This window comes from Bradyrhizobium sp. USDA 4011 (assembly GCF_054063415.1).
The window spans coordinates 4779149-4805915 of record NZ_JBSSGG010000001.1 but is presented as its reverse complement, the minus strand read 5'-3'; the positions used below and the strand labels follow the sequence as shown (position 1 = coordinate 4805915).

Here is a 26767-nt window from a genome sequence, read left to right as displayed (position 1 = left end):
AAGCAATGAAGTACGCTGTCAGGACTGCCAAGGTGATCGCCGCAGCGCTCGGGCTCGCGGCCATCGCCGCACCCGCTTTGGCCCAGCAGGGCCTGGACGAGCCGTTCCAGAAGCCGTTCAAGGAATCGCTCGCCGGCAAGACGGTGGCCTATGTTCCGGTCGCCATGAATTTCGACCTCACCGAAGGCTGGTACGCCGGCATGAAGAAGGAGCTCGAGCCTTACGGCGTCAAGTTCGAGATCCGCGATCCCAATTGGAACACCAATGCCGGCGCGCAGGCGGTGACCTCGCTGATCTCGGAGAAGCCGGCCGTGATGGTGATCCATAATCCGGACGTGCAGACCTACGCCAAGCTGCTGCAGCGCGCCGAGAACGAAGGCATCTACGTCATCCAGATCAACATGGGATCGGCCTATCGCTCGTCGGCCTTCGTCGGCGCCAACTGGATCGAGATCGGCGAGAAGGACACTGAGGCCGTGGTCAAGGCCTGCCAGGGCAAGTCGAATAAGATCGCCATCGTGCAGGGCGCGCTCTCGGCCGCCGCCAGCGCCTACACGCTCAAGGGCGTCGAGAACGTGCTCGCCAAGCATCCGGAGATCAAGGTGGTCTCGAGCCAGGCGGCCGACTGGGATGCGGCGAAGGCCAAGGCGATCACCCAGACGGTGCTGAAGCAGAATCCCGATCTTTGCGGCATCGTCGGCTTCTGGGACGGCATGGACATCGGCACCGCGGCGGCGGTGAAGGAAGCCGGCCTGACCGGCAAGGTGTTCGTCGCGACCTCCGGCGGCGGCGAGCGCAAGGGCGCCTGCGAGCTCGTGAAGTCCGGCGCCTTCGACCTCAACCTGAGCTACGACGTGCCGACCCAGGCGGCGCAGATGGCAGGCACCATCAAATGGCTGCTGTCGTCGGGTGCCAAGGCCGGTTCGATCAAGGGTTCGGAATACACCACCCTGATTCCGATCACCAAGGAGAACGCGGACAGCCAGACCGCGTGCTGGAATCTCAGTGACCTGAAGAAATAGCCCGGCCATTCCCCGCTGAACGTCCCGGGCGCATCCCGCCCGGGACGTTCATCTCCCAAAATCGAACGCCTTGCTGGAATGCCGATGCGCGATACCCTGACGAGCCTGCGTTACCGCTATTGGCCGGATCATCTCCTCGGCGAGATCCTGTCCAAGCGTTGGACCGAGACCGCTATTCCGGTGATACTGCTCTTGATCGTCGGCTTCGCGCTGAGCCGCTCCATCGATCACTTCCTGTCGCCGGCGAGCCTTGCCGACACCGCGCGGCAGGCCGGCGAGATCGGCTTCATCGGGCTCGGCATGGCGCTGGTGGTCATCGTCGGCGGCATCGATCTGTCGGTCGGCTCGATCTTCGCGCTGACGGATTTCTGCGCGCTCTATCTGCTCGACGTGCTGAACTGGCCGGTGCCTGCGGTGGTGGTCGCCACCGTCGCCTGCGGCGCGCTGCTCGGCGCCGTCAACGGCGTCCTGATCGGATATCTTCGGCTGCGCGCCTTCATCACCACGCTCATCACCTTGATCATCTACCGTTCGGCATTCGATCTGCTGATCCAGCGCTACTCCAATTCGATCGCCGCGGCCTTTCCCGACATCCCGTCCTGGAATTTCATCGGCGGCGGCGACGTGTTCGGCATTCCGAGCGTCGCGCTGGTCTACATCGCGATCGCGATCTTCGGCCATATCTTCATGACACGGCTGCGCCCGGGCTGGCACATCACCGCGATCGGCGGATCGCGCCGTTCGGCCTACAATTCCGGCATTCCGGTTCGCCGCACCATCGCGCTGTGCTATGTCGCGAGCGGCGTGCTGACCAGCATCGCCGCATTGTTCTTCGCAGCACGGCTCGGCACCGTCGGCGGCGACATCGGCGTCGGCCTCGAGGTGATCGTGCTGACCGCGACCGTGCTCGGCGGCATCACGCTCGGCGGCGGCAAGGGCTCGGTCGCCAAATCGCTGGTCGGTGTTCTGATCGTGCTCCTGATCACCAACGGCCTGACCACGCTCAATGCCCGCGGCGGCATCAACCGCATGGCGCTCGCGGGCATCCTGCTGATCGCCGCGATGGTCGACATCCGCTGGCAGAAGAACCGCACCCGCATCATCAGCAAGGTCTATGTCGCGCCGACCTATCACGCTTTGCCGCCGCCCCCGGCCACCGAGATCGGCGAGGGCGGCCCGTTCGAGCAGAACGACAAGCTGCGCGACGTCGAATTGATCGGTCTCGGCCGCATCGAAGCGCCGGAGGACGTGATCCTCGATCGCAACGACAATCTCTACGCCGGCTCGCGCCACGGCGACATCATGCGCTTCTTCGCGCCCGACTATCAGCGCATCGAGGTGTTCGCCCATATCGGCGGCCAGCCGCTCGGCATGGCGTTCGACCGGCAGGACAATCTCTATGTCTGCATCGGCGGCATGGGCCTGTACCGGATCACGCCCGACGGCACCGTGGAGAAGGCGACCGACGAGACCAATCGCAGCATGCATTCGGTGAACGACGACAGCCGCCTGCGGCTGGCCGACGACCTCGACATCACCGACGACGGCCTGATCTTCTTCTCCGAAGCCACCGTGCGCTACGAGATGGACGAATGGCCGATCGACGGCCTCGAGGCGCGCGGCAACGGCCGCATCATCTGCTACGACACCAAGACCGGCGCCACCCATACGGCGCTGCGCGGCCTCAAATTCCCCAACGGCATCTGCGTCGCCAGCGACGGCCAGTCGATCCTGTTCGCCGAAACCTTCGGCTGCTCGATCAAGCGGCTGTGGTTCGCAGGGCCGAAGAAGGGCCAGGTCGAGGTGGTGATGGACAATCTGCCGGGCTATCCCGACAACATCAACCTCGCCTCCGACGGCAATTACTGGCTGGCGCTGGTCGGCATGCGCAGCCCCTCGCTCGACCTCGCCTGGAAGATGCCGGGCTTTCGCCGCCGCATGGCCAAGCGCGTCCCGGTCGACGAATGGCTGTTCCCGAACATCAACACCGGCTGCGTCGTCAAGTTCAACGAGCAGGGCAAGATCCTCGAATCGTTATGGGACCTGCGCGGCGAGAACCACCCGATGATCACCTCGATGCGCGAGCATCGCGGCTACCTCTATCTCGGCGGCATCATGAACAACCGGATCGGCCGCTACAAGCTCGAGAACGCGGACCCGAACTTCGTGCAGTATGACAAGCGCTGGGGGAAGGCGTCGTGATCGCGGCCGTCAGGGAATTCGCCAACCGCTTTCTCGGCCGTGGCGAGGCCACCATCACCGTGCCGTCGTTCGACGGCGCGCTCAAGCCCAACCAGAAACTGGAGGCCGCGACCATCCTGCTGGAGTGCGAGGCTCCCGAGGATCTCGCGACCGACGGCCGCAATCTCTATGTCGCCGACGGCCGGCGTCTGCTGCGCCTCGACGGCAGCGCCGCGACCGAGCTGCGCAGCTTCGAGCAGCCGATTTCGGCACTCTGTATGCTCGCCGACGGCGGCCTCGCGATCGCGCTCGGCGGCCGCGAAGTGCGCCTCTACGCCAATCCTTCGGCGGGCGAGCCTGGCGTGACATTCCGCGACGCCGCCTTCAATGCGATCAACGCGCTGACGCTGGCGGACGACGGAGCCTTGATCGCGACCGACGGCTCAGCGACCTGCGGCGTCGACGATTGGGCCCGCGACCTGATGGAGCTCAACCGGAGCGGCCGCGTGTTCCGGCTCGATCCCAGGACCCGCTCGGTGAAGCCGCTGGCCTCGAAGCTCGGCTACGCATTCGGCGCCTGTGCGCGCGGCGATGGCGTCTTGGTCAGCGAGAGCTGGCGGCATCGTCTCGTGCTCATCGCGGATGGCAGGCCGCCGCAGATCGTGCTCGGCCACCTGCCGGTCTATCCGTCGCGGCTGTCGAAGGCCACCGGCGGCGGCTATTGGCTCACCGCGTTCACCGCACGCACCCAGCTGATCGAATTCGTGCTGCGTGAGCCCGCCTATCGCCGTCGCATGATGGCCGAGATCGACCCGGCCTATTGGGTGGCGCCGCGGCTGCGCTCGGGATTCTCGTTCAAGGAGCCTATGCAGGGTGCGCACATCAAGACGATGGGCGTCATCAAGCCGTGGGCGCCGCCGCGTTCCTACGGCCTCGTGATCCGGCTGGGCGAAGACGGCAAGCCGCTCTATTCGCTGCACAGCCGGGTCGACGGCGTCAATCATGGCGTCGTCGCAGCGCTCGAGCTGGGCAGCGACCTCGTGCTGATCGCCAAGGGACCGGGCCGCGTGCTGAAACTGCCCCTCGCCGGGCTCGCCGAGGAGGTCGGCTCATGAGCGACACCGTGCTGTCCCTGCGCAAGGCCACCAAGCTTTACGCCGGCGTGCCCGCCATCGAGGGCGTTGACTTCGAGCTTCGCCGCGGCGAAATCCATGCGCTGGTCGGCGAGAACGGCGCCGGCAAGTCGACGCTGACCAAGGTGATGGCCGGCGTCGTGACATTGACGTCGGGCAGCATGACGGTCGACGGCTCCGACGTCGCGCCGCGCACGCCGCTCGAGGCCCGCAATCTCGGCATCGCCATGGTGTTCCAGGAGAACAGCCTGGTGCCGACCATGACCGTGGCGCAGAACCTGTTCCTCGGGCAGGAGAAGTTCTACAACCGGCTGCGCGGCATCTACATCGCCGCCCAGCAATTCCTGCAGTCGCTCAACTTCGACGTGACGCCGACCGCGACCGTGAGCGGACTCGGCGCTGCCAAGAAGCAGATGGTGGAGATCGCGCGCGCGGTCCTGCACAAGGCCAAGGTCATCATCTTCGACGAGCCGACCGCATCGCTGACGCCGGAAGAGAAGAAGTATTTCTTCGACCTCGTCCGAGACCTCAAGAAACGCGGCGTCTCGATCATCTTCATCTCGCACGCACTGGAAGAAGCCCTGCTGCTCGCCGACCGGATCACCGTGCTGCGCGACGGCAAGCACGTCATCACTGACGATGCGGCGAAGTTCGACCGCGCGGCGATCGTGCAGGCGATGGTCGGACGCGACCTCTCCAACACGCTGTACGGCGCCAGGAAGACCAGCGTGCGGCCCGCCGGCGCGCGCGTGCTCACGGTGCAGAATCTCAAGATGGCGCCGATGGTAAAGAACAATTCGCTGTCGGTGTTCGCCGGGCAGATCACCGGCGTGTTCGGCCTGGTCGGCGCGGGCCGCACCGAGACCTTCAAGATCGTATCCGGCGTGTTGAAGCGCGACTTCTTCCATGGCGGCGAGATCCTGCTGCATGACAAGCCGGTGCGCTACCGGGTTCCGGCGCCGGCGGTGAAGGCCGGCATTGCCTATGTTACCGAGGATCGCAAGGTCGAGGGCTTCTTCGAGACCGCCTCGATCGCCCGCAACATCTATCTCGGCCTGCTCTCGAAGTTTCCGGCCGGCCGGATGTTGCTGTCGCGACGCGAGACCAACACGGTGGGCAAGACCTGGACCCAGCGGCTGAAGGTCCGCGCCATCGGCGACGAAGCCAGGGTGGTCGAGCTGTCGGGCGGCAATCAGCAGAAGGTGGTGATCGCCAAGTCGCTGGTGCAGGAGCCCGAGCTGATCATCTTCGACGAGCCGACCCGCGGCGTCGACGTCGGCGCCATTGTCGAGATTCACGAGTTGATCAACCAGCTCGCCGACGCAGGCAAGGCGGTGGTGGTGATCTCATCCTATCTGCCCGAGATCATGGCCCTCTCCGACCGCATCCTGGTCTCGCGCCAGGGCAAGGTGGTCGAGGAATTCTCCGCGGTCGAGGCGACCGAGGAGAAGATCATGTACGCGGCGATCCATTGAGGGCTGAAATGCTCTTAGAACGAAAGTTTGCGCGCTCGCAACACGAACATGGCCGCAGGCACGGTGGCCAGCCCGACGACAATATCGCTCAGATGGTGACCGCCAGCGGTCAGCGCCGATACGATGATGAGCACGTTGAGCGGGAGAAAGACGGCGAACAGGAAGGTGCCCCGGCTCGACAGGATGAGGATCAGTGCAAGCGCTGCATGGAATGAAGGAAACTGAATGATGCCGTTGATCCTGGACAGATCGATAACTCTCATGGATCCGTCGCGGATCGCATAGAAGTCAGCCAGGTAATAGGCGCTTGTCAAATGCGACACGCCGTAATGCGCCCAGGCTCCCTCCGCAGGCAGCAGCATCGACAGCGGAAGGATCATCAGCAGCGTGAGCACGAAGAGCCAGGCGAGTTGTCTTGCCCTTTCGAGCTTTCCGATTGTGTTCAGCACGACCAGCAGGATGCCGAACTCAATGAAGAGCGTATCGTAGATGATATCGAGCGACCAGCCGATGGTGGGATGCGCCAGTTTCACCCAGTTGAAGTATGCGAGCCAATCGAAGCCGATCGCGGAATCGGTCGCCGCAAGAGCGTTGTCGACCAGAGGAAATCCGGCGGACGCAGCAAGATAGCTGAGAACGGTTCCGACGTTGGTGAACGCAACCAGCTGCGCGGAGGTGAGGGCAAATGACGCGATGCGTCTGTTGGGCCTGATCCTGGTGTAGACCACATTGAGGCCGACCAATGCCAGGAAGCCGACGACGATCGCAGGGTTGAATGAGATCCGAAGTCCCGACAGAACGAGCCCGGCGGCGGCAACTCCGGTGAGCGCGGCGATGACGATCCAGAGGCTCTTGGCTTCTGCGGCTTCAGAATATCGGTGAGGGAACGCGCGCGCGGCCAGCGCAACCGGGCCGGGCGAACAAGGTTGCACCCCGTCAACATTACCCATGGAAAGCCCTTATCGTTCTAAAATACCCGAATCACACCACAGCAACGCCGGGGCGATCAACGCCGGCGGATTTCGCTGTCATTATCGTCCTGCTGAGCGAGTGGATCGTCCCGCGCCGGGCGCGATTCTGTTTGATCGTGCTTGCAGCAAGATGCTGCCGGACGAGCGCTTCGCCGGCTCAGCTCGTACCCGCGATGATGACGAGATTATTCAGGACAGGCGTACAGCAGAAGGCGACGACGAGAGCGATGTTGTAGACGTTATTGCTGCGCCAAAGTAACCAAGTCAGGACAAACGTGAGACCGAGCTTGGGGACCAGCCACCATACGCCGAACCAGGTCTGGGCCAGATGCATGAACGGGTTCAACTCGCCCAACCCGAGAGTCAAAATCACATTCGTCGACACGAGGTCGGCGTACCCCAGGAGCAAGGCAAAGAACAGCAACAGACCTTTAACCCAGTTCATTCTTTGACTCTCCATGCCGAAGATGCCGGATCGGCCAGATCACGCTATTGATGATGTCCACCCGTTCGGCAGGCACGAGTCCTGTCGCAGGATACTCGTCCGGCTTCGGCACCCACGCCGTGCCGAACAGAATGTCCAGGAGCGGAAAGAAGGCAGCAAAATTCTTGTCCCGATGCTCGGGATGGATCGAATGATGAATCCGGTGCCATTGCGGATTGTTGATCCAGGTTACGAAACGACCGAGTGGGATGCGGACGTTGAGATGCGCACAGGCATCGGGGACGAAGAAGATAAATCCCGCGGCAATGGCCATATCCGGCGGGATCAGAAACAGGATCGCCAGAATAGGAAGAAAGGCGTCAGACAGCACCCTCTCCAACCAGAAATGCCGGGCGCCGGTAATGAAGGTAATGCCGTTCGCGCTGTGGTGGAACGAGTGCATCGCCCAAAGAAAGGGGATCGCATGTTGGAGGCGATGGAATGTATATTTGTAGAGATCGAGCGCCACCACGACGATTGCGAGGGAGGCGTACCACCAGTAGCCTTCGGTCGGCAACTTGATCCAACCGACCCCGGCGAAGCTCGCAATCGCACCCGCGCTGATCGCCGCGATCGGGGCCAGCATGTGCTCCAACCCGACGCTTACGATAACGGCTAGCCAATCATCGCGAAACTCGGCGCGGGAAACATCGGCAATGGGCCACCTCTTCTCGAGGATGCGACTGCCGTAGATGACCCCCAGAAATATCGCTGCTAACAAAACAGCGTTTGAGATCTCGCTCGACATGACGGATGACCCGCCGGTTCAAATGGACAGAAAAAATCAATAAAAACGTTCTGCTGCTTATAGGCTGAAAGACCTTATTTTTTCTCAACGGTCCGACGAGCGCAAGCAGGGTTTTTACGGGACGGCCCCTCGCCTTCACCCGCTCCGGCGACGTCTGCAGCGTTCGCAGGCTCGCATATAAGGAAGCCCGCGACGTTGTCGCGGGCTTTCTCAAGGCGGACCGGCTATGCCAGTCAGTGCAACGAGCGGACAGAAGCCCGAGCGGTCGTGATCTTGCTTCGCGGCGTCAGAACATTGAGCTGATGTGGAGTGGCCGACGTCGCGGCTACCGGCGCCTGCTCGTGGACGTTGGCAGCGCCAAGCACACCAGCCTGCACCGGCGAGATCGGCAGGCCCGCGGCTTCGAAAGTCGGACGCTCCGCAGCGGATGCGACCGTCGCGCTCGCGATCACAAGGGTGGCGGCTATGATGGAAAGAGAAATCTTGGTCACGTGAAGGCTCCTCGATAGGACTCGAGCAGCACACGTAGATTCATTTTATTGCATTGCAATAAAATATGCTGCGCCGCACAGGTGTTTGATGCGCGCACCAAGCCTGGGCATTGGCGATCAACGGCACAGCCGTCGCTTCGACCAGCGGGATGCGACGCGAAACTTCAATGAAAACAAAGGCAAATGGCGCGCCCGGAACGATTCGAACGTCCGACCCTCAGATTCGTAGTCTGATGCTCTATCCAGCTGAGCTACGGGCGCATTTTCGCGGCAAGGCTTGAAACCCGCATGGCTCCGGCAGCCCCGGAACGTCGCGAAAGAGCGCTCTAGCTACAGGCTCCCGGTCCGGTTGGCAAGCTCTGGAAACGCCAATTTCGGCGGCGGTTTCAGCCGCCCCGGAATACCAGGAAACCTCTAGGCCCTCGCCCGCTCGCTGCGGACCGACAGCAGTTCCACCGGGCGATCCGGGATCGAAATCCGGAAGGTGGCGCCGATGGTGCCCTCGACCAGATGGATATGGCCGCCATGGGCGCGGATCAGCTCGGCGGCGATCGCAAGGCCCAGCCCGCTGCCGCCGGGGCGGCCCGAGGTCTGGAACGCCTCGAACAGATGCTCGCGCGCCTTGGCTGGAACGCCGGGGCCGGTGTCGGAGACCTCGATGATCGCAACCGTCCCCTCGCGGCGGCCGGTGATGCGGATCTGCTGGGCACCGCCGTCGCTGTCCTGCCGGGTCTCCAGAGCCTGGGTCGCGTTGCGCACCAAATTGAGCAGCACGCGGAACAGCTGGTCCGGATCGGCGTCGATGGTGAGGCCGCGCTCGATCGCACTGATCCAGGTGATCGAGTCATCGGTTGCAAGCCCGGCAGACTCGCGCACCTCGGCAACCGCAGGCTCCACCATGATCACGCGGCGGTCGGGCGCCGCCTCCTGCGCGCGGCCATAGGACAATGTCGACTGGCAGAAGGCGATGGCGCGCTCCAGCGAGCGCAGCAGCTTCGGCGCGAAGCGCTGCACCCGCGGATCCGGCACGCTGGCGAGCTGGTCCGACAGCAGTTGCGAGGACGCCAGCAGGTTACGCAGATCGTGATTGATCTTGGAGACGGCGAGCCCGAGCGCGGCTAGCCGGCTCTTCTGATGCAGCATCGAGACCAGGTCGCGCTGCATGTCCGACAGCTCGCGCTCGGCAACGCCGATCTCGTCGCCGCGCTGGCTGGGCACGATGATTCGCGCCGAGCTCTCCGGATTCTCGTGGAAGCCGACCAGGCTCGCGGTCAGCCGCCGCATCGGGCGGACGAACAGATAATGCAGCGCCAGATAGACCAGGCCGGCGGTCAGGCCGGCGATCAGGAGCGCGACGACCAGAACGTTGCGCGAGAAGCGGTACATCGCCTGCCGCAGCGGCTTCTCGTCGATCACGACCTCGATGAATTGCGCCTGGCCCGGCGCGGGTCCGACCACGCGGATGGTCTGGTCGCCGTGTTCGAGCATGATCTCGAAGGCATCGACGATCGCCGACCACACCGTCATGGCCCGCATGTCGACATCATGGTCGATCGCGGCCGGCAGGTCGGCGCTGGCGAGCAGGCGGCGCTGCTGCCCGAGCTTGATGGCGACGGCGCGGGCGCCGATGCTGGTCAGGATCTGCCGCGCCAGCGAATCCGGCACGAGGCCGGAGGGGGCTGCATCGAGCACCAGCGCCGCGGTGTTGGCGGCGGCCAGGCGGTCATTGAGCCGGTTCATCCGGAAGTTGGCGATGGCCGGCACGTAGATCAGGAGCCCGGCGATCATCACCAGGGGGATCGTCAGCAGCAACAGCTTGCCGGACAGCCCGAGCCGAAGGGGCGGCTTGGGCCGCTGCTTCTGCGCGGTCGCCTGATCGTCAGTTAGAGCCACAAGATAAGGCCTTGTTGGGCTTAGGGGTCGGAAGATGCGGCCCGGCCCCCAAGCCGGTCAAATTACGGATCGCTAATGTCGGCGGTTCCCCGAACGCCCCAAAGCGCTCCTCACTGGCAAAAACCCCGCGAAAACAGTTATATTCGCCCCAATTGCGACGTTTCAAAGAAGCCTCTTTGCGACGCCCTGTGACATTGACGAAAACAGGGCGCTCCCTTATAAGCCGCGCCAACTGTCCGCGATGGCCCGGTTCTTGACCGGGGGCGGCTCATTTGGGGCCGTAATCGGCTCGCTTGGGCCTGCCAGCATCATCGGACTCCATCTCAATACAACGGCAAATTGCCCGGTCAGCGGAGAATTACCCGTGAAGCGGACTTATCAACCCAGCAAACTGGTGCGCAAGCGCCGTCACGGCTTCCGCGCCCGTCTCGCCACGGCCGGCGGCCGCAAGGTCCTCGCTGCGCGCCGTGCGCGTGGCCGCAAGCGCCTGAGCGCCTGAGCCCGGACGTCTCCTCTCCGGAGATACCCAGTATGGATCGGCTGAGGCAGCGGGCGGATTTCCTCGCCGTTGCCAATGGCGCACGGGCGAATACCGCAGCTTTTGTGCTGCAGGGCCGCCGTCGCGACGATCAGGGCCCGATCCGCGTCGGCTATACCGTCACCAAGAAGAACGGCACCGCGACCGAGCGCAATCGCATCCGCCGCCGGCTTCGCGAAGTGATAAGACGGGTCGATGCCGTATTCATGCGGCCGCACCATGATTATGTGCTAGTCGGCCGTCGTGACGCGCTGACCCGCGACTTTGCGACCATGATTGACGACCTGCGGTCGGCGCTGCGCCGCCTCGACCGGCCTGCGCCAAAGGCGGGTAACAAGAGCGCTCCCAATCCGAATGGAATGACGAGACCCTAAGAGATGTCCGACAACCGCAATACGATCATCGCCGTCATTCTGTCGGGCCTCGTCCTGATCGCCTGGCAATATTTCTATAACGTGCCGCAGATGGAGAAGCAGCGCGAGGCGCAACGCCAGGCCGAGCTGTTGAAGCCGGCACCGCAGGCGACCCCTGGTGCTGCTCCCGGCGCCGCTCCCGGAAGCTCCGCGACGCCGTCACCGACGGCAGCCGTGCCCGCTGCCGACGCTCCGGTGGCGAGCCGCGAGACGGTGCTCGCAGCCGGCCCGCGCATCAAGATCGAGACCCCGCGCGTGATCGGCAGCATCGCTCTGAAGGGCGCCCGGATCGACGACATCTCGCTGGTCCAGTTCCGCGAGACGGTCGATCCCAAATCGCCGGCCGTCGTGCTGCTGTCGCCGTCGGGCACGGCCGAGCCTTATTACGCCGAGTTCCTGTGGCTGACCGCCAGCGGCTCTTCGGTGAAGACCCCGAACGCCGAAACCGTCTGGCAGCAGGAGGGTTCGAACAGCCTGTCGCCAAGCACCCCGGTGACGCTGAAATACGACAACGGCCAGGGCCTGACCTTCCGCCGCATCATCTCGATCGACGATCGCTACCTGTTCAGCATCAAGGACGAGGTCGTCAATCAAGGCAGCGCGCCGGTGACGCTGTATCCGTTCGGCCTGATCTCGCGCGGCGGCAAGCCGCCGGTCTCCGGCTACGCGATCCTGCACGAAGGCCCGATCGGCTATCTCGGCGAACAGGGCCTGCAGGAATACACCTACAAGAACCTCGACGAAGCCAAGACCCCGACCGGCGGAAATTCGCGCGGCATCGTGTTCTCGAAGGTCACCGACGGCTGGCTCGGCATCACCGACAAATACTGGGCCACCGCGCTGCTGCCGGAAACCAATGCGACGCTGGACACCGCCCGCTTCACCACCGGCGACAAGCGCTACCAGGCCGACTACATGCTCGGCGCGCAGACCATTCCGATCGGCGGCACCGGCGTTGCCAATGCGCGGCTGTTCGCCGGCGCGAAGGAGGCCGCCACGGTCGGCCTCAACTTCCCGCTGGTCGGCTTCGGCGGCTACAACAAGCAGCTCGGCCTCAACCATTTCGATCTTCTGATCGACTGGGGCCATTTCTACTTCATCACCAAGCCGATGTTCCTGGCGCTCGACTGGTTCTATCGCCTGGTCGGCAATTTCGGCATCGCGATCCTGCTGGTGACCGTGATCGTGAAGCTGTTGTTCTTCCCGCTCGCCAACAAGTCCTACGCCTCGATGGCGAAGATGAAGTCGGTGCAGCCGCAGCTGCAGGCGCTGAAGGAGCGCTATCCTGACGACCGCGTGAAGCAGCAGCAGGAGATGATGGAGATCTACAAGAAGGAGAAGATCAACCCGATCGCCGGCTGTCTTCCCGTCGCCTTGCAGATCCCGGTGTTCTTCTCGCTCTACAAGGTGCTGTTCATCACCATCGAAATGCGGCACGCACCGTTCTTCGGCTGGATCAAGGACCTCTCCGCGCCCGATCCGACCAATCTGTTCACGCTGTTCGGGCTGATTCCGTTCGATCCGATCGCGCTGCTCGGACCGCATTTCGGCGCCTATCTCGTGATGGGCATCTGGCCGATCATCATGGGCATCACGATGTGGGTGCAGATGAAGCTCAACCCGGCGCCGCCGGATCCGACCCAGAAGATGATCTTCGACTGGATGCCGCTGATCTTCACCTTCATGCTGGCCGGCTTCCCGGCGGGTCTCGTGATCTACTGGGCCTGGAACAACACGCTCTCCGTGCTGCAGCAGAGCTTCATCATGCGCAAGAACGGCGTCAAGGTGGAGTTATTCGACAATCTGAAGTCGACCTTCGCCAAGAAGCCGACATAGCTTCCTGCGCCCGATCTATCACTGCGTCATGCCCGGCCTCGTGCCGGGCATCGACGTATTTGGCGGCCAGCAAAACGTTGACGGGGATGGCCGGGTCGTCTTACGCCAAAGCTGCGCCCGGGGCTTTCGCCCGGCCACGATGAAATGGGATCCTTCGCATGACCGCCGAACCTGATGCGGAGCTGATCGAGCAGGGGCGAAAGCTGTTCGCCGGCGACTGGCGCTTCATCTGGGCCTCGCCCTCGATCGAGACGCTGCCGCCGATGGCCGGCCTCGAGGTCGCCTTCGCCGGCCGCTCCAATGTCGGCAAGTCGAGCCTGATCAATGCGCTGACCGGCCGCAATGCGCTAGCTCGCACCTCGCATACGCCGGGCCGCACCCAGGAACTGATCTTCTTCGAGGGCCCGGAAAACGCGGACATTCGTCTCGTCGACATGCCCGGTTACGGCTACGCCTCGGCGCCGAAGACCAAAGTGGCGTCATGGACGGCGCTGATCCACAAATTCCTGCTCGGGCGCGCGACGCTGGCGCGGGTCTACGTGCTGATCGACGCCCGCCACGGCATCAAGGACGTCGATCTCGACGTGCTGAAGACGCTGGACAAGTCCGCGGTCAGCTACCAAGTCGTGCTGACCAAGGCCGACCAGGTCAAGGCCGGCGAGCTCAAGACCGTCACCGCCGAAACCATCGCAACGCTCGCAAAACATCCCGCCGCGTTCCCCGAAGTGCTGGTGACCTCGTCGCGCACCGGCGACGGCATGCCGGAGCTGCGCGCCGCCATGGTGCGCCTGATCGAGGAGCGGCGCCGATGAACGGCGCATCCCGGCTCCTGATCGGCCTAGCCGCTATCATGGGCGCCTGCGGCGTGATATTGGCGGCAGCCGCGGCCCATCTACCGGACGCTTCGCGGCTGGCGGCAGCGTCCTCGATGCTGCTGTTCCATGCCACCGCCGCCATCGCGACCATTGCGGTCGCGGAGCGCGGGATCATCCATCTGAAGCTCGGCGTCGTGGCGGCGGCAGGCTTCGTCATCGCGGCGTCATTGTTCGCGGGCGACCTCACGCTGCGCCAATATGGCGGCCATGGCGTGTTTCCGATGGCGGCTCCATCAGGCGGAACGCTGCTGATCCTGAGCTGGCTGGTGCTGGCGGTTTCGGCCATGTGGCCGAAGCGTTGATCCGTCGCCCGGAATACCTCTCCCACTTTGCGCCCTGCCCGGCAATCAGATAGAACCGCGCCCGTCCCTCCGCTGACGTGAGACCAGCCCCATGACCGACCAGCACATCAGCCCGCTCGATCAGGCCCGCATCCTGTCCGAGGCGCTGCCGCACATGCAGGAATATGACGAGGAAACCATCGTCATTAAATATGGCGGCCATGCCATGGGCGCCGAGGACACCGCCAAGGCGTTCGCGCGCGACATCGTGCTGCTCGAGCAGACTGCGATCAATCCGGTGGTCGTGCACGGCGGCGGGCCGCAGATCGCGACCATGCTGAAGCGCCTCGGCATCCAGTCGGAATTCGCCGCCGGCCTGCGCATCACCGATGCCGCGACCATCGAGATCGTCGAGATGGTGCTGGCGGGCTCGGTCAACAAGCAGATCGTCGGCTACATCAACGAGGCCGGCGGAAAGGCCGTGGGCCTCTCCGGCAAGGATGGCAACATGGTGAAGGCGTCGAAGACGACCCGCACCATGGTCGACCCGGATTCCAACATCGAGAAGGCCATCGATCTCGGCTTCGTCGGCGACCCCGAAAAAGTCGATCTCACCCTGCTCAATCAGCTGATCGGCTATGAGCTGATCCCGGTGCTGGCGCCGCTGGCGACCTCGCAGGACGGCCAGACCCTGAACATCAACGCCGATACCTTTGCCGGCGCGATCGCGGGTGCGCTGAAGGCCAAGCGCCTGCTGCTGCTGACCGACGTGCCCGGCGTGCTCGACAAGTCCAAGAAGCTGATTCCGGACCTGTCGATCAAGGAGGCCCGCAAGCTGATCGCCGACGGCACGATCTCCGGCGGCATGATCCCGAAGGTCGAGACTTGCATCTACGCGCTCGAACAGGGCGTGCAGGGCGTCGTGATCATCGACGGCAAGACGCAGCACGCCGTGCTGCTCGAACTCTTCACGAACCAGGGCACCGGCACGCTGATCCATAAGTAATGGCAGACGAGGTCGTCATCGCGGGACGCGCGGCGAGGATGCCTCGCCGGTCGCCGCCGGCGCGGCTCGCGATGTCGCTGCCGGCCGCGCTGGTGTCGTTCCTGTTCTCGTCGGCGCCGGCGCATGCCGATCTCAAGCTCTGCAACCGCATGAGCTATGTGATCGAGGCGGCGATCGGCATCGACGACAAGGCCGCGACGGCGACACGCGGCTGGTTCCGGATCGATCCCGCGACCTGCCGCGTCGTGGTGCAGGGGGCGCTGACCGCGGACCGCGTGCTGCTCAATGCCCGCGCGCTCGGCGTCTACGGTGCGTCGCCGATCCCGCAGAACGGCACCGATACGCTCTGCGTCGCGCAGGACAATTTCGTGATCGCGGCCGCGCGCCAATGCCGCTCCGGCCAGACACCGGCGCAGTTCACCCAGATCACGCCGACGCAGACCGATGACGGCAATCTCGTCGCCTACCTCGCCGAAGACAGCGAGTATGACGACGAGCAGGCGCGGCTCGCCGGCATCCAGCGCCTGCTGGTGATCGCAGGCTACGACGCAGCACCAATCGACGGCGTCGACGGACCGAAGACCCAGAGCGCGCTGTCGGCATTCCTCAGGAGCCGCGGGCTCGGCAGCGACATCGTGCAGTCGCCGAACTTCTTCGCCACCATGATCGATGCCGTGCAGAAGCCCTCGCCGTCGGGACTGACCTGGTGCAACGACACGCCGCACAAGGTGATGGCCGCGGTTGCGACCGACGACGGCAAGATGGTGACCAGCCGCGGCTGGTATCGGATCGACCCCGGCAAATGCCTGCATCCCGACGTGTCCGGCACGCCGAAGCAGATCTATTCCTTCGCCGAAGCCGTCGACGGCGACAACCGCGCCATCCGCATCAAGGACAAGCCGCTGAACTGGGGCGGCGCGGTCCAGCTCTGCACCCGCGAAAGCAAGTTCGAGGTCAACGAGCAGGGCGACTGCGCCACCCGCGGCCTCACCGCGCTCGGCTTCACCACGGTCGACATGACCAGCGGCGGCAAGACGCTGCGCTTTGCGATGCCGTGATGAAGACAGTGGCGCCACATGGATCACCGTCGTCCTGGCGAAAGCCAGGACCCATTACCACAGGCAATCATTTGGCGAAGACTGGTAGTGACCGACCGTTGCGCGGTATTGGCACCGCGCTTCATTTGATGGATCACGCGGTATGGGTCCTGGCTTTCGCCAGGACGACGACGGAAAGATAACATGAAAACTCCCCGCAGCTTCGGCCATGTCGAGACCTGGGTGTTCGACCTCGACAACACGCTGTACCCGCATCACGTCAATCTGTGGCAGCAGGTCGATGCACGGATCGGCGAGTTCGTCGGCAACTGGCTGAAGATCTCGCCCGAGGAAGCGCGGCGGCTGCAGAAGGACTATTACCTGCGCTACGGCACCACGATGCGCGGCATGATGACCGAGCACGGCGTGCAGGCGGACGACTATCTAGCCTATGTGCACAAGATCGACCACTCGCCGCTGCAGCCGAATCCGGCGATGGGCGCTGCGATCGCCAAGCTGCCGGGGCGCAAGCTGATCCTGACCAACGGCTCGGTCGACCATGTCGACGCGGTGCTCGGCCGGCTCGGCATCGGCCACCATTTCGACGGCGTGTTCGACATCATCGCCGCCGATCTCGAGCCGAAACCGGCGCCGCAGACCTATCAGAAGTTCCTCAGGCTTCACGACGTCGACCCGGCGAAGGCCGCGATGTTCGAGGACCTCGCGCGCAATTTGGTGGTGCCGCATGAGCTCGGCATGACCACCGTGCTGGTGGTGCCCGACGGCAGCCAGGAAGTGGTGCGCGAGACCTGGGAGCTCGAAGGCCGCGACGCCGCTTATGTCGACCATGTCACGGACGATCTCACCGGGTTCTTGCAGCGGCTCGATCGGAAGCGGTAGCCTCGGGTGTCGTCCCGGCCTGGTGCGCAATTGCGCACGGGAGCCAGGACGCGGTGGGGTTTGCCTTGACTCCATGGCCCCAAATTCCGAAAAAGCCCTGCAAAATTCCCGTCATATCCCCGATACGCCCAAGGATTGTCCCGATGTCGCTGTCCGCCCTCGAAACCACCGTCAACACCGCGTTCGACGCCCGCGAAGGCATCTCGACCTCGACCAAGGGCGAGGTCCGCGAGGCCGTCGACCACGCGCTGGAGCTGCTCGACAAGGGCGAGGCCCGCGTCGCCGAGCGCGAGGCCAGCGGCAAGTGGAAGGTCAATCAGTGGCTGAAGAAGGCGGTGCTGCTCTCGTTCCGCCTCAACGACATGGGCCAGATCGCGGGCGGCCCGGGCAAGGCCTCGTGGTGGGACAAGGTGCCCTCGAAGTTCGAGGGCTGGGGCGAGAACCGCTTTCGCGACGCCGGCTTCCGCGCCGTGCCGGGCGCGATCGTGCGCCGCTCCGCCTTCATCGCCCGCAACGTCGTGCTGATGCCCTCCTTCGTCAATCTCGGCGCCTATGTCGATGAAGCCACCATGATCGACACCTGGTCGACGGTCGGCTCCTGCGCCCAGATCGGCAAGCGCGTGCACATTTCCGGCGGCGTCGGCATCGGCGGCGTGCTCGAGCCGCTGCAGGCCGAGCCCGTGATCGTCGAGGACGACTGCTTCATCGGCGCGCGCAGCGAGGTCGCCGAAGGCGTGATCGTGCGCAAGGGCGCGGTGCTGTCGATGGGCGTGTTCCTCGGCGCGTCCACCAAGATCGTCGACCGCGAGACCGGCGAGATCTTCGTCGGCGAAGTCCCGGAATATGCCGTCGTGGTGCCGGGCACCCTGCCGGCCAAGCCGCTGAAGAACGGCCAGCCGGGCCCAGCCACCGCCTGCGCCGTGATCGTCAAGCGCGTCGACGAGCGCACCCGCGCCAAGACCAGCATCAACGAGCTGCTGCGGGACTGATCGAACCAGATTCCGTCTGACGCCGATGGTTCCTACTGGCTGATGGCCGCGGGCGCGGTCGTCTTCGTGCCCTATGTCTGGGGCTTCATCGAGCTCGCGTTTCTGCCCGGCACCCGCTACCCGAATCGCTACGGTCCCAATCCGCTTGGAAAAACCCATGTGAGCCGAGGCGGCAACCGCGACAGTGGGTCGCGCTCCAGGCACGGCTGGGATCAACAGAGCGAGCTCGAATGATGCGGTACAAAGCTGGTCCACCCGCGGTGTGACGTGTTAAGCGAGGCGCATGACCGATGCCGTCTCGATTACCCGCGATCTGGTTCGCTGCCCCTCCGTCACCCCGGCCGACGCCGGCGCGCTTGGCGTTCTCGAAAATTTGCTGAAAAGCGCAGGCTTCGACGTCCATCGCGTGACCTTCTCCGAGCCTGGCACGGCCGATGTCGACAATCTCTACGCCCGCATCGGCACTTCCGCGCCGCACATCACCTTTGCCGGCCATACCGACGTGGTGCCGCCCGGCGATGAGGCGGCGTGGACGCTCGGCGCGTTCTCTGGCGAGGTCAAGGACGGCTATCTCTACGGCCGCGGCGCCGTCGACATGAAGGGCGGCATCGCCTGCAGCGTCGCCGCGGTGCTGCAATATCTGCGGGATCATGCTGGCAAGGCAAACGGCTCGATCTCCTTCCTGATCACCGGGGACGAGGAAGACGTCTCGATCAACGGCACCGTCAAGCTGTTGAAATGGTGCGCCGAGCGCGGCGAAAAATTCGACCATTGCGTGCTCGGCGAGCCCTCCAATGTCGAGGTGCTCGGCGACACGATCAAGATCGGCCGGCGCGGCTCGCAATCCGGCACGCTCATCGTCGATGGCGTGCAGGGCCACGTCGCCTATCCGCACCGCGCCTCGAATCCCGTACCGGATATCTCGCGGCTGATCGTCGCGCTGAGCGACGAGCCGCTCGATCACGGCAGCGCGCAATTCCAGGCCAGCAACCTCGAATTCACCACCGTCGATGTCGGCAACACCGCGAGCAATGTGATCCCCGGCCAGGCGCGGGCGAAATTCAACATCCGCTACAACGACAACCACACCCAGGAGAGCCTGCGGCAGCTGGTCGACGCACGACTGGCGAGGGCCTGCGGCAACCGCATCCGCGCCCATATCGACTGGCAACCGTCGAACTCCAACGTGTTCGTCACCCAGCCCGGGCCGTTCACCGACCTCGCGGTCGCCGCGATCGAGGAGGTCACCGGCCGCAAGCCGGAGCTGTCGACCTCGGGCGGCACCTCGGATGCGCGCTTCATCTCGAGCTATTGCCCGGTGATCGAGTTCGGCTTGGTCGGCCAGACCATGCACCAGATCGACGAGCGCACGCCGGTGGCTGACCTGGAGAAGCTGACGCGGATCTATCGGGGCGTGCTGGACAGGTATTTTGCGTGATCCAGCCGCTCGGCTGGACAAGAACATCGAAAACAACCCCATGCACAGTAGGGATTGGGGCCGCTAGTAGTCCACCCGCACCAGATATAGCCCCTCCGGCGGCGCGACGGGGCCGCAGGCGGCACGGTTGCGGGCGGCGAGCGCACCAAAGAGATCGTCCGCGCTCCAGCGGCCCTCGCCGACCCAGACCAGCGATCCCACCATCGAGCGCACCTGGCTGTGCAGGAACGAGCGCGCCGACGTCACGATGTTGATGGCATCGCCCTCGCGCGTGACGTCGAGCTGATCGAGCGTCTTCTCCGGCGACTTGGCCTGGCACTCGGTGTCGCGAAAGGTGGTGAAATCGTGCTTGCCGAGCAGCCGCTGCGCCGCCTTGTGCATCGCGTCGGCATCGAGCGCACGCGGCACGCGCCAGACGCGACCGATGTCGAGCGCGAGGTTCGCGCGGGTGTTGGTGATGCGATAGAGATAGTGCCGCTTGATCGCCGAGAACCGCGCCTCGAAATCGTCGGGCACGATGTCGGCCGCCAGCACGCCGATCGGATTGGGCCGCAAATGCGCGTTCAGCCCGTCGCGAAAGCGGCCGGGCGGGAAATGCTTGGCGACGTCGCAATGCGCGACCTGGCCGCGCGCATGCACGCCGGCATCGGTACGCCCTGCGCCATGGACGCGCACGTCCTCGCCGCAGATCGCCTTGACCGCCGTCTCCAGCGCGCCCTGCACGGTCGGTGCATTGTCCTGAATCTGCCAGCCGGAGAACGGCGTCCCGTCATATTCGATGGTGAGCTTGTAGCGCGGCATCAGGCGAGCCGCGCCGGCGGCTTCAGCGGCGTGCCGCGCAAAAAATCCGCCGCCTTCATCGGCGCCTTGCCGGCGCGCTGCAATTCGAGGATCCGGATTGCGCCATCGCCGCAGGCGATCGCAAGATTGTCGTCGAGCACATCGCCCGGTTCGCCCGCGCCTTTCGCCAGTTCGCAGCGCAGGATTTTCAGCCGCACCGGCTCGCCCTCGCCTACGAGCTCGCACCAGGCGCCGGGGAACGGCGAAAGCCCGTGAATGTGCCGCAGCACCGCACGCGCCGGCTGCTTCCAGTCGATCCGCGCCTCGGCCTTCTCGATCTTGGCGGCGTAGGTGACGCCGTCTTCGCTCTGCTTCGTCAGCTGCAACCCGCCACGCTGCAGCGCGCCCATCGCGCGCACCATCAGATCGGCGCCGAGCGGCGCCAGCGCGTCGTGCAGGTCGGATGCCGTCATGCTGTCGGAGATCGGCAGCCGCTCGACCATCGCGACGTCGCCGGTGTCGAGGCCGACATCCATCTTCATCACCATCACGCCGCTTTCGGCGTCGCCCGCCATGATGGCGCGGTTGATCGGCGCGGCGCCGCGCCAGCGCGGCAATAGCGAGGCATGCAGGTTGAAGCAGCCGAGCTTCGGCGCGTCGAGAATCGCTTGCGGCAGGATCATGCCATAGGCGACCACGACGGCTGCATCGGCGTCATGCGCGCGAAATTCCTCGAGCGCCTCCGGCGTCTTCAGCGTCTTCGGCGTCAGCACGGGAATGCCGAGGCGGCGCGCCTCCTGCTCGACCGGCGTCGGCTGCAACTGCAGGCCGCGCCGCCCGCCCGGCTTCGGCGCGCGGGTATAGACCGCCACGACCTCGTGGCCATGGGCCACCAGCTCCAGCAGCGTCGGCACCGCGAAGTCGGGCGTGCCCATGAAGATCAGACGGAGAGGCATCAGACAGGGCTCGATGGCATTTGGAGTGCTCCGTTATGCACGGGCTCAAGCGCGAAGCGCGTCTTCGCATCAGAGGCCCCGGGCATCCACGTCTTTCGTATCAGCGAAGCAAGACGTGGATGGCCGGGTCAAGCCCGGCCATGGCGCGTCCAGGGAAGCGACTGCGTCACTCCGCCGCGCGCTTGGCGGCCTTCTCGAATTTCTTGAAAACGCGGTCGCGCTTCAGCTTCGACAGATAGTCCACGAACAGCACACCGTTGAGATGGTCGATCTCGTGCTGGATGCAGGTGGCGTAGAGCCCCTCGGCATCCTCCTCGTGCAGCTTGCCGTCGAGGTCGGTGAAGCGCAGACGGACCCGCGCCGGGCGCTCGACCTCCTCGTAATATTCGGGGATCGACAGGCAGCCCTCTTCGTAGACCGACAGCTCTTCCGAATGCGAGATGATCTCCGGGTTGATGAACACCCGCGGCTGCGGCGTGGTCTCGCCGTTATCGTCGCGCCTGGCGAGGTCCATGGTGATCAGCCGCAGCGGCTGCGCGACCTGGATCGCCGCCAGCCCAATGCCGGGCGCGTCATACATGGTCTCGAGCATGTCGTCGGCGAGCTTGCGGATCTCCGGCGTCACCTTCTCGATCGGTTTCGACACCAGACGCAACTGCTTGTCCGGCAGGATGATGATTTCTCGTAATGCCATGGCGGCGATTTAAGCTGCTGACTTCATGGGGTCAATGCGCTCAGGAACCGGTTAAGGCGGCCTTAACCACGTTTCTTCACGCAACGTTAACCAGGAAATTTAAGGGAGGGTTTACCATAAATGTTCCCTTTTCGTTCGATGACGGTGCCGAATCGGCTACAACTGATGGCATGAACGAGATTCTGCTCACGATTGGCGACCTCCCCGTCCGTGTCTCCGACGCGTTGATCGGCCTTGGCGCGCTGGCGCTGATCCTGCTGCTCGCCATCGCCGTGGTGATTGCGCGCGCCAGCCGGCGCGGCGCGGAACTCGCGATGGCCCAGGCCGTTCGCGCCGACGAGCTGGAGGAGCGGCTCGCCGACATGCTACGGGCCCAGAGCGAGGCCTCGGGACGGGTCGACGCGATGGGGCAGGCACTGGCCGGCCGTCAGGCCGAGATGGCCCGTGCCGTCAACGAGCGGCTGGATTCGGTGACCCACCGGGTCGTCCAATCGATGGAACAGACCACGCGCAACACGATGGATTCGCTGCGCGTGCTGCATGAGCGGCTCGGCATCATCGATCACGCGCACAAGAACCTCAACGAGCTCACCACCCAGGTCACGACCTTGCGCGACGTGCTCGCCAACAAGCAATCGCGCGGCGCCTTCGGCCAGGCGCGGATGGAGGCGATCGTCCAGGACGGCATGCCGAAGGGCTCGTTCGAGTTCCAGTACACGCTGACCACGGGCAAGCGGCCGGACTGCGTCGTGTTCCTGCCCGACCAACGCCCGCTCTGCATCGACGCGAAGTTTCCGCTGGAGGCCATGACCGCGCTGCACGACGCGCGCAGCGACGAGGAACGCAAATTCGCCAGCCAGCGGCTGCGCGCCGACGTGCTGAAGCATGTCAGCGACATCGCGGAGAAATACCTCATCCCGGGCGAGACCCAGGACACCGCGCTGATGTTCGTGCCGTCGGAATCGGTCTACGCCGAAATCCATGACGGCTTCGACGACGTGGTCCAGAAGGCCTATCGCGCCCGCGTCGTGCTGGTGTCGCCCTCGCTCTTGATGCTGGCGATCCAGGTGATGCAGCAGATCCTGAAGGACGCCCGCATCCGCGACGCCGCCGACCAGATCCGCAACGAGGTGATGCATCTCGGCGACGATCTCGGTCGCCTGCGCGAGCGCGTGCTCAAGCTGCAAAATCACTTCGGCCAGGTCAACGAGGACGTCAGGCAGATCCTGATCTCGGCCGACAAGATCGAGAAGCGCGCCGGCCGCATCGAGGAACTCGACTTCAGCAAGTCCGAGACCCCGATCGAGGTGCCGCGGTTCGTGAAACCCAGCGCGCCCGAGCTGTTCCCTGCCCCGCGCAAACTGCAGGCGGGGGAGTGAGTGTCGAACCGCGATTTCACCGCATAATCGCGGTCATCGTCCGACTTGACCGCGGCCCGGTGAAGCCGGTCGACGACAGACGAAGGTGGGAACCAGATTATCTCCACCTGTCGTCCCTGCGAAAGCAGGGACCCATACGCCGCGGCTTTCGTTGTTGAAGGGGCTCGTCGTTCCGACATCGCCCACCAATCACCATTGGTGGTTATGGGTCCCTGCTTTCGCAGGGACGACACCGATGTGGCATCCGCGCCAAGCTTTCGGTGTCGTCACCCGCCGGGCGATGACAGTCTTTTTGCTGCCGAATCTGGTAACACCTCATCTATGACAGCACCTGAAGCGACGTCGGACGCGACTGCAAGGCCGGAACCAAAGCCCGCCCCCACCTCGTGGCGCGACAGCTTCGCGGTGTATTTGCAGCCGCGGGTGCTGATCGTGTTGCTGCTGGGCTTCTCCTCGGGCCTGCCGCTGGCACTATCGGGCTCGACGCTGCAGGTTTGGATGAAGGAAGCCGGGGTCGATCTCGGCACCATCGGGCTGCTCGCGCTGATCGGCACGCCCTACACGCTGAAATTCCTCTGGGCGCCACTGGTCGACGCGCTGCACGTGCCGCTGTTCACGCAGGTCTTCGGTCGGCGCCGCGGCTGGCTGCTGCTCTCGCAGCTGTTGCTGATCGCGACGATCCTGGTGCTGGCGCTGGCCGATCCCGCGCGATCGCCATGGTTCGCGGCCTTCGCCGCGCTGCTGGTCGCCACCGCTTCGTCGACGCAGGACATCGTGGTCGATGCCTTCCGCGTCGAAAGCCTGCCTGAAAGCGAGCAGGCCGCCGGGATGGCATCCTATGTCGCGGCCTATCGCGTCGGCATGCTGGTCTCCACCGCAGGCGCGCTGTTCATCGTCAGCGGTTTCGAAACCGCCGGCGTCGCGCGCCCGTCGGCATGGATGTGGGGCTATGTGGTGATGGCCGCGCTGGTCGCGATCGGCATCGTCACGGCGCTGGCTGCGACCGAGCCTGCGCAATCGAAAGGCGCGGAGGCGGCCACGCATGCGCAGAACGCCGCCGAACGCGTCCTGCACGCGGCGCTCGGCGCATTCTCCGAGTTCCTCAGCCGCAAGGACGCATTGGCGGCGCTCGCCTTCGTGGTGCTGTTCAAGTTCACCGACGCCTTCTCGGGCACCATGACCGCGCCGTTCGTGATCGACATCGGCTTTTCCAAGGTCGATTACGCCGCGATCGTGAAGGGTGTCGGCCTTGCCGCAACCTTGATCGGCGGCTTTGCCGGCGGCTTCGTGGCGCGGCGTTATTCGCTGGCGACCAGCCTGTGGATCGGCGGCGTGCTGCAGGCGGTCGCCAATCTCTCGTTCTCCTGGCTCGCGCATGTCGGCGTCGATCAATGGGCGCTGGCGCTTGCGATCACCGCGGAGAATTTCACCAGCGCGATCGGAACCGTGATCTTCGTCGCCTACCTTTCGGCGCTATGCCGCAATCCGCTGCACACCGCGACCCAGTATGCGCTGCTCACGGCGCTCGCCGCGGTCGGCCGCACCTATCTGTCATCGGGCGCGGGCTATGTGGCGAAGGCCGTCGGCTGGCAAATGTTCTTCGTGATCTGCGTGCTGGTCGCGATCCCGAGCCTGATCCTGCTCGCCTGGCTGCAGCGGCGCGGGCATTTCGATGAGCTGGGGCCGGTGAGGGTTTAGCTCCGCTGTCATCACCCGGCTTGCCGCCTCCGCTGACGCAGCTACTTCGCCACCACGCTCCACTTGGTGACGATGGCTTCGCTCATCTCGCCGGCATCCTTTGCGCAGGCGATCTCGTCGACCTTCACCGAGATGGCCTTGCCGGAGAGGCTCTTGAGCTGCGCGGCCTGGGCGTCGTTGGTCGGAATCAGCTGAAAAGTTTCCGGCCCGGTTTCGAGGTTGCAGAGACCGTTCGGCGGCGGCAGGCGGCGCGGCTCGCTGGTGATCTGGTAGGTCGCGACGCGCTTGCCGCGATGCTTGGTGTCGCGCACCTTCATGACGCCGAGTTCTCCCGACAGCACGTCGCCGGCCCGGATCATCTTGCCGGGCTTCTGCGGCGCGTCGCTCTGCTGCGCGATTGCACAGGGCGCGGCGAAGGTGACCGCCAGAAGCGCAACGCCCAGGCGTACGCCGAATCGGTGTATCGTCATTTGCAGTGGTTCCGTACTTGATTCGTCAGAGCGTGGATGACCGTCCCCGAATCGTCATCCACCCTATCGTTTTGTTTCAGTGCGATCTTTTCGACTTATGAAGGATCGCCCGGCAAACGCCGGTGCGTCCGGCCTTCGAGCGCGCGCTAGAACAGCGTCCGCTGCCGCATCGCAGCCGATAGCGTACCTTCATCGAGGTAATCAAGCTCTCCGCCGACCGGCACGCCATGCGCCAGCCGCGTCACCCGCACATTGGCCTCCGACAGGAGGTCGGTGATGTAATGCGCGGTGGTCTGGCCGTCGACGGTGGCATTGAGCGCCAGAATGATCTCGCTGACCTCGGGCGCATGTGCGCGCGCCACCAGCTGATCGATGGTGAGATCCTGCGGGCCGACACCGTCGAGCGGCGACAGCGTTGCGCCGAGCACATGATAGCGTCCATTGGTCGCATTGGCGCGTTCCAGCGCCCAGAGATCGGCGACATCGGCGACCACGACGATGATCGAGGGGTCGCGGCGTGGATCGGTGCAGACCGTGCAGGGGTTTTGTGTATCGATATTTCCGCAGGTCTTGCAGACCTGGATCTTGTCGATCGCGACCTGCAGCGCCGCAGTGAGCGGCGTCATCAAGGCCTCGCGCTTCTTGATCAGATGCAGCGCCGCGCGCCGCGCCGAACGGGGCCCTAAGCCCGGCAGCCGCGCCAGCAACTGGATCAGGCGTTCAATCTCGGGGCCGGCAACGCTCGCAGCCATTTAGGTCGGACCAAATCCCGGCGGCAGGCCGAGCCCGCCGGTAAGCGCCATCATCTTCTCCTGCATCGCGGTCTCGGCCTTGCGACGCGCGTCGCCCAGCGCGGTGACCAGCAGATCCTCGAGCACCTCGCGCTCCTCCGGCTTCATCAGCGACGGATCGATCTTGATGCCCTTCACTTCCATCTTCGCGGTCATGCGCACGGCAACCAGGCCGCCGCCGGAGATGCCCTCGACCTCGACATTGCCGAGCTCGTCCTGCATCGCCTGCATCTTGGATTGCAGCTGCGCTGCCTGCTTCATCATGCCGAGAAAATCAGCCATGGGTGC

28 protein-coding genes and 1 tRNA gene are annotated in these 26767 nt (G+C 64.6%); 17 read left to right on the top strand and 12 right to left on the bottom strand.

The annotated features are described in order from the left end of the window. Window positions 1-5: 5 nt before the first annotated feature. The 4 genes from ACVW1C_RS22530 (at window position 6) to ACVW1C_RS22515 (ending at window position 5811) form a co-directional block, all read left to right on the top strand. Complete coding sequence (locus tag ACVW1C_RS22530; protein WP_050626838.1) at window positions 6-1022, top strand: sugar ABC transporter substrate-binding protein; 1017 nt, start codon at window positions 6-8, stop codon at window positions 1020-1022. 78 nt (window positions 1023-1100) lie between these two features. Further along, window positions 1101-3224, top strand: a complete 2124-nt coding sequence (locus ACVW1C_RS22525) for an ABC transporter permease (protein WP_456760285.1) — start codon at window positions 1101-1103, stop codon at window positions 3222-3224. Then, complete coding sequence (locus tag ACVW1C_RS22520) at window positions 3221-4318, top strand: hypothetical protein (protein WP_456760284.1); 1098 nt, start codon at window positions 3221-3223, stop codon at window positions 4316-4318. The genes ACVW1C_RS22525 and ACVW1C_RS22520 overlap by 4 nt, the downstream gene beginning before the upstream one ends. Next, a complete protein-coding gene (locus ACVW1C_RS22515; RefSeq protein ID WP_456760283.1) occupies window positions 4315-5811 on the top strand; it encodes a sugar ABC transporter ATP-binding protein in 1497 nt (498 codons plus the stop codon). The genes ACVW1C_RS22520 and ACVW1C_RS22515 overlap by 4 nt, the downstream gene beginning before the upstream one ends. 14 nt (window positions 5812-5825) lie before the next feature. Here ACVW1C_RS22515 and ACVW1C_RS22510 read toward each other — a convergent pair whose 3' ends face one another. The 6 genes from ACVW1C_RS22510 to ACVW1C_RS22485 form a co-directional block, all read right to left on the bottom strand. Beyond that, window positions 5826-6761 carry a phosphatase PAP2 family protein gene (locus tag ACVW1C_RS22510; protein WP_456760282.1) on the bottom strand — a complete coding sequence of 312 codons (936 nt, stop codon included), beginning with the start codon at window positions 6759-6761 and terminating at the stop codon, window positions 5826-5828. 178 nt (window positions 6762-6939) lie between these two features. After that, window positions 6940-7227 (bottom strand): DUF5658 family protein, encoded by a 288-nt coding sequence (locus tag ACVW1C_RS22505; RefSeq protein WP_456760281.1) that lies wholly within the window; start codon window positions 7225-7227, stop codon window positions 6940-6942. Beyond that, window positions 7214-8014: a sterol desaturase family protein gene (locus ACVW1C_RS22500; protein WP_456760280.1), complete on the bottom strand. Its 801-nt coding sequence runs from the start codon at window positions 8012-8014 to the stop codon at window positions 7214-7216. Before ACVW1C_RS22500 ends, ACVW1C_RS22505 begins: the two co-directional genes overlap by 14 nt. 233 nt (window positions 8015-8247) lie before the next feature. Beyond that, window positions 8248-8505: a hypothetical protein gene (locus tag ACVW1C_RS22495; RefSeq protein ID WP_456760279.1), complete on the bottom strand. Its 258-nt coding sequence runs from the start codon at window positions 8503-8505 to the stop codon at window positions 8248-8250. 184 nt (window positions 8506-8689) lie between these two features. Beyond that, window positions 8690-8766: transfer RNA gene (locus ACVW1C_RS22490), tRNA-Arg, on the bottom strand. Between the two features lie 153 nt (window positions 8767-8919). Further along, window positions 8920-10398, bottom strand: a complete 1479-nt coding sequence (locus tag ACVW1C_RS22485) for an ATP-binding protein (RefSeq protein WP_456760278.1) — start codon at window positions 10396-10398, stop codon at window positions 8920-8922. 364 nt (window positions 10399-10762) lie between these two features. On the opposite strand from ACVW1C_RS22485, the gene rpmH reads away from it, so the two are divergent. The 11 genes from rpmH (at window position 10763) to dapE (ending at window position 19711) form a co-directional block, all read left to right on the top strand. Beyond that, window positions 10763-10897, top strand: coding sequence for a 50S ribosomal protein L34 (gene rpmH, locus ACVW1C_RS22480; RefSeq protein WP_008542748.1), 135 nt, complete (start codon window positions 10763-10765; stop codon window positions 10895-10897). Window positions 10898-10929: 32 nt separating this feature from the next. Continuing rightward, window positions 10930-11310 (top strand): ribonuclease P protein component, encoded by a 381-nt coding sequence (gene rnpA / locus ACVW1C_RS22475; protein ID WP_456658865.1) that lies wholly within the window; start codon window positions 10930-10932, stop codon window positions 11308-11310. A 3-nt stretch (window positions 11311-11313) separates the two neighbouring features. Further along, complete coding sequence (yidC, locus tag ACVW1C_RS22470) at window positions 11314-13185, top strand: membrane protein insertase YidC (protein ID WP_456760277.1); 1872 nt, start codon at window positions 11314-11316, stop codon at window positions 13183-13185. Window positions 13186-13343: 158 nt separating this feature from the next. Beyond that, entirely contained in the window at window positions 13344-13997 is a 654-nt protein-coding gene (gene yihA, locus ACVW1C_RS22465; RefSeq protein ID WP_173639330.1) for a ribosome biogenesis GTP-binding protein YihA/YsxC, read from the top strand. Then, a complete protein-coding gene (locus tag ACVW1C_RS22460; RefSeq protein ID WP_456760276.1) occupies window positions 13994-14362 on the top strand; it encodes a DUF423 domain-containing protein in 369 nt (122 codons plus the stop codon). The genes yihA and ACVW1C_RS22460 overlap by 4 nt, the downstream gene beginning before the upstream one ends. 91 nt (window positions 14363-14453) lie before the next feature. Next, the gene (gene argB, locus ACVW1C_RS22455) at window positions 14454-15347 is read left to right on the top strand and encodes an acetylglutamate kinase (protein WP_016848093.1); all 894 of its coding nucleotides are present in this window, start codon (window positions 14454-14456) and stop codon (window positions 15345-15347) included. Between the two features lie 71 nt (window positions 15348-15418). Next, window positions 15419-16405 (top strand): DUF1036 domain-containing protein, encoded by a 987-nt coding sequence (locus ACVW1C_RS22450; protein WP_456763142.1) that lies wholly within the window; start codon window positions 15419-15421, stop codon window positions 16403-16405. 183 nt (window positions 16406-16588) lie between these two features. Further along, entirely contained in the window at window positions 16589-17284 is a 696-nt protein-coding gene (locus ACVW1C_RS22445; RefSeq protein ID WP_456760275.1) for a pyrimidine 5'-nucleotidase, read from the top strand. A gap of 143 nt (window positions 17285-17427) precedes the next feature. Continuing rightward, window positions 17428-18273: a 2,3,4,5-tetrahydropyridine-2,6-dicarboxylate N-succinyltransferase gene (gene dapD / locus ACVW1C_RS22440; RefSeq protein ID WP_021079579.1), complete on the top strand. Its 846-nt coding sequence runs from the start codon at window positions 17428-17430 to the stop codon at window positions 18271-18273. A 42-nt stretch (window positions 18274-18315) separates the two neighbouring features. Beyond that, window positions 18316-18507 (top strand): hypothetical protein, encoded by a 192-nt coding sequence (locus ACVW1C_RS22435; RefSeq protein ID WP_456760274.1) that lies wholly within the window; start codon window positions 18316-18318, stop codon window positions 18505-18507. A gap of 49 nt (window positions 18508-18556) precedes the next feature. Next, window positions 18557-19711: a succinyl-diaminopimelate desuccinylase gene (gene dapE / locus ACVW1C_RS22430; protein ID WP_456760273.1), complete on the top strand. Its 1155-nt coding sequence runs from the start codon at window positions 18557-18559 to the stop codon at window positions 19709-19711. Window positions 19712-19774: 63 nt separating this feature from the next. Here the strand turns inward: dapE and truA are convergent, their stop codons facing one another. From truA to def, 3 genes are all read right to left on the bottom strand, one after another. After that, window positions 19775-20512 (bottom strand): tRNA pseudouridine(38-40) synthase TruA, encoded by a 738-nt coding sequence (gene truA / locus ACVW1C_RS22425; protein ID WP_456760272.1) that lies wholly within the window; start codon window positions 20510-20512, stop codon window positions 19775-19777. Next, the gene (gene fmt / locus ACVW1C_RS22420) at window positions 20512-21447 is read right to left on the bottom strand and encodes a methionyl-tRNA formyltransferase (RefSeq protein WP_456760271.1); all 936 of its coding nucleotides are present in this window, start codon (window positions 21445-21447) and stop codon (window positions 20512-20514) included. The genes truA and fmt overlap by 1 nt, the downstream gene beginning before the upstream one ends. A 166-nt stretch (window positions 21448-21613) precedes the next feature. Beyond that, window positions 21614-22141: a peptide deformylase gene (def, locus tag ACVW1C_RS22415; protein ID WP_456760270.1), complete on the bottom strand. Its 528-nt coding sequence runs from the start codon at window positions 22139-22141 to the stop codon at window positions 21614-21616. A 170-nt stretch (window positions 22142-22311) separates the two neighbouring features. On the opposite strand from def, the gene ACVW1C_RS22410 reads away from it, so the two are divergent. Together ACVW1C_RS22410 and ACVW1C_RS22405 are read left to right on the top strand one after the other, a co-directional pair. Next, window positions 22312-23520 (top strand): DNA recombination protein RmuC, encoded by a 1209-nt coding sequence (locus tag ACVW1C_RS22410; RefSeq protein ID WP_456760269.1) that lies wholly within the window; start codon window positions 22312-22314, stop codon window positions 23518-23520. Window positions 23521-23841: 321 nt separating this feature from the next. Then, window positions 23842-25218, top strand: a complete 1377-nt coding sequence (locus ACVW1C_RS22405) for an AmpG family muropeptide MFS transporter (RefSeq protein WP_456760268.1) — start codon at window positions 23842-23844, stop codon at window positions 25216-25218. Window positions 25219-25259: 41 nt separating this feature from the next. Here the strand turns inward: ACVW1C_RS22405 and ACVW1C_RS22400 are convergent, their stop codons facing one another. From ACVW1C_RS22400 to ACVW1C_RS22390, 3 genes are all read right to left on the bottom strand, one after another. Beyond that, a complete protein-coding gene (locus ACVW1C_RS22400) occupies window positions 25260-25688 on the bottom strand; it encodes a hypothetical protein (protein ID WP_456760267.1) in 429 nt (142 codons plus the stop codon). A gap of 146 nt (window positions 25689-25834) precedes the next feature. Then, window positions 25835-26440: a recombination mediator RecR gene (gene recR, locus ACVW1C_RS22395; RefSeq protein WP_028335942.1), complete on the bottom strand. Its 606-nt coding sequence runs from the start codon at window positions 26438-26440 to the stop codon at window positions 25835-25837. Beyond that, window positions 26441-26761 carry a YbaB/EbfC family nucleoid-associated protein gene (locus ACVW1C_RS22390; protein ID WP_166213505.1) on the bottom strand — a complete coding sequence of 107 codons (321 nt, stop codon included), beginning with the start codon at window positions 26759-26761 and terminating at the stop codon, window positions 26441-26443. Window positions 26762-26767 lie beyond the last annotated feature (6 nt).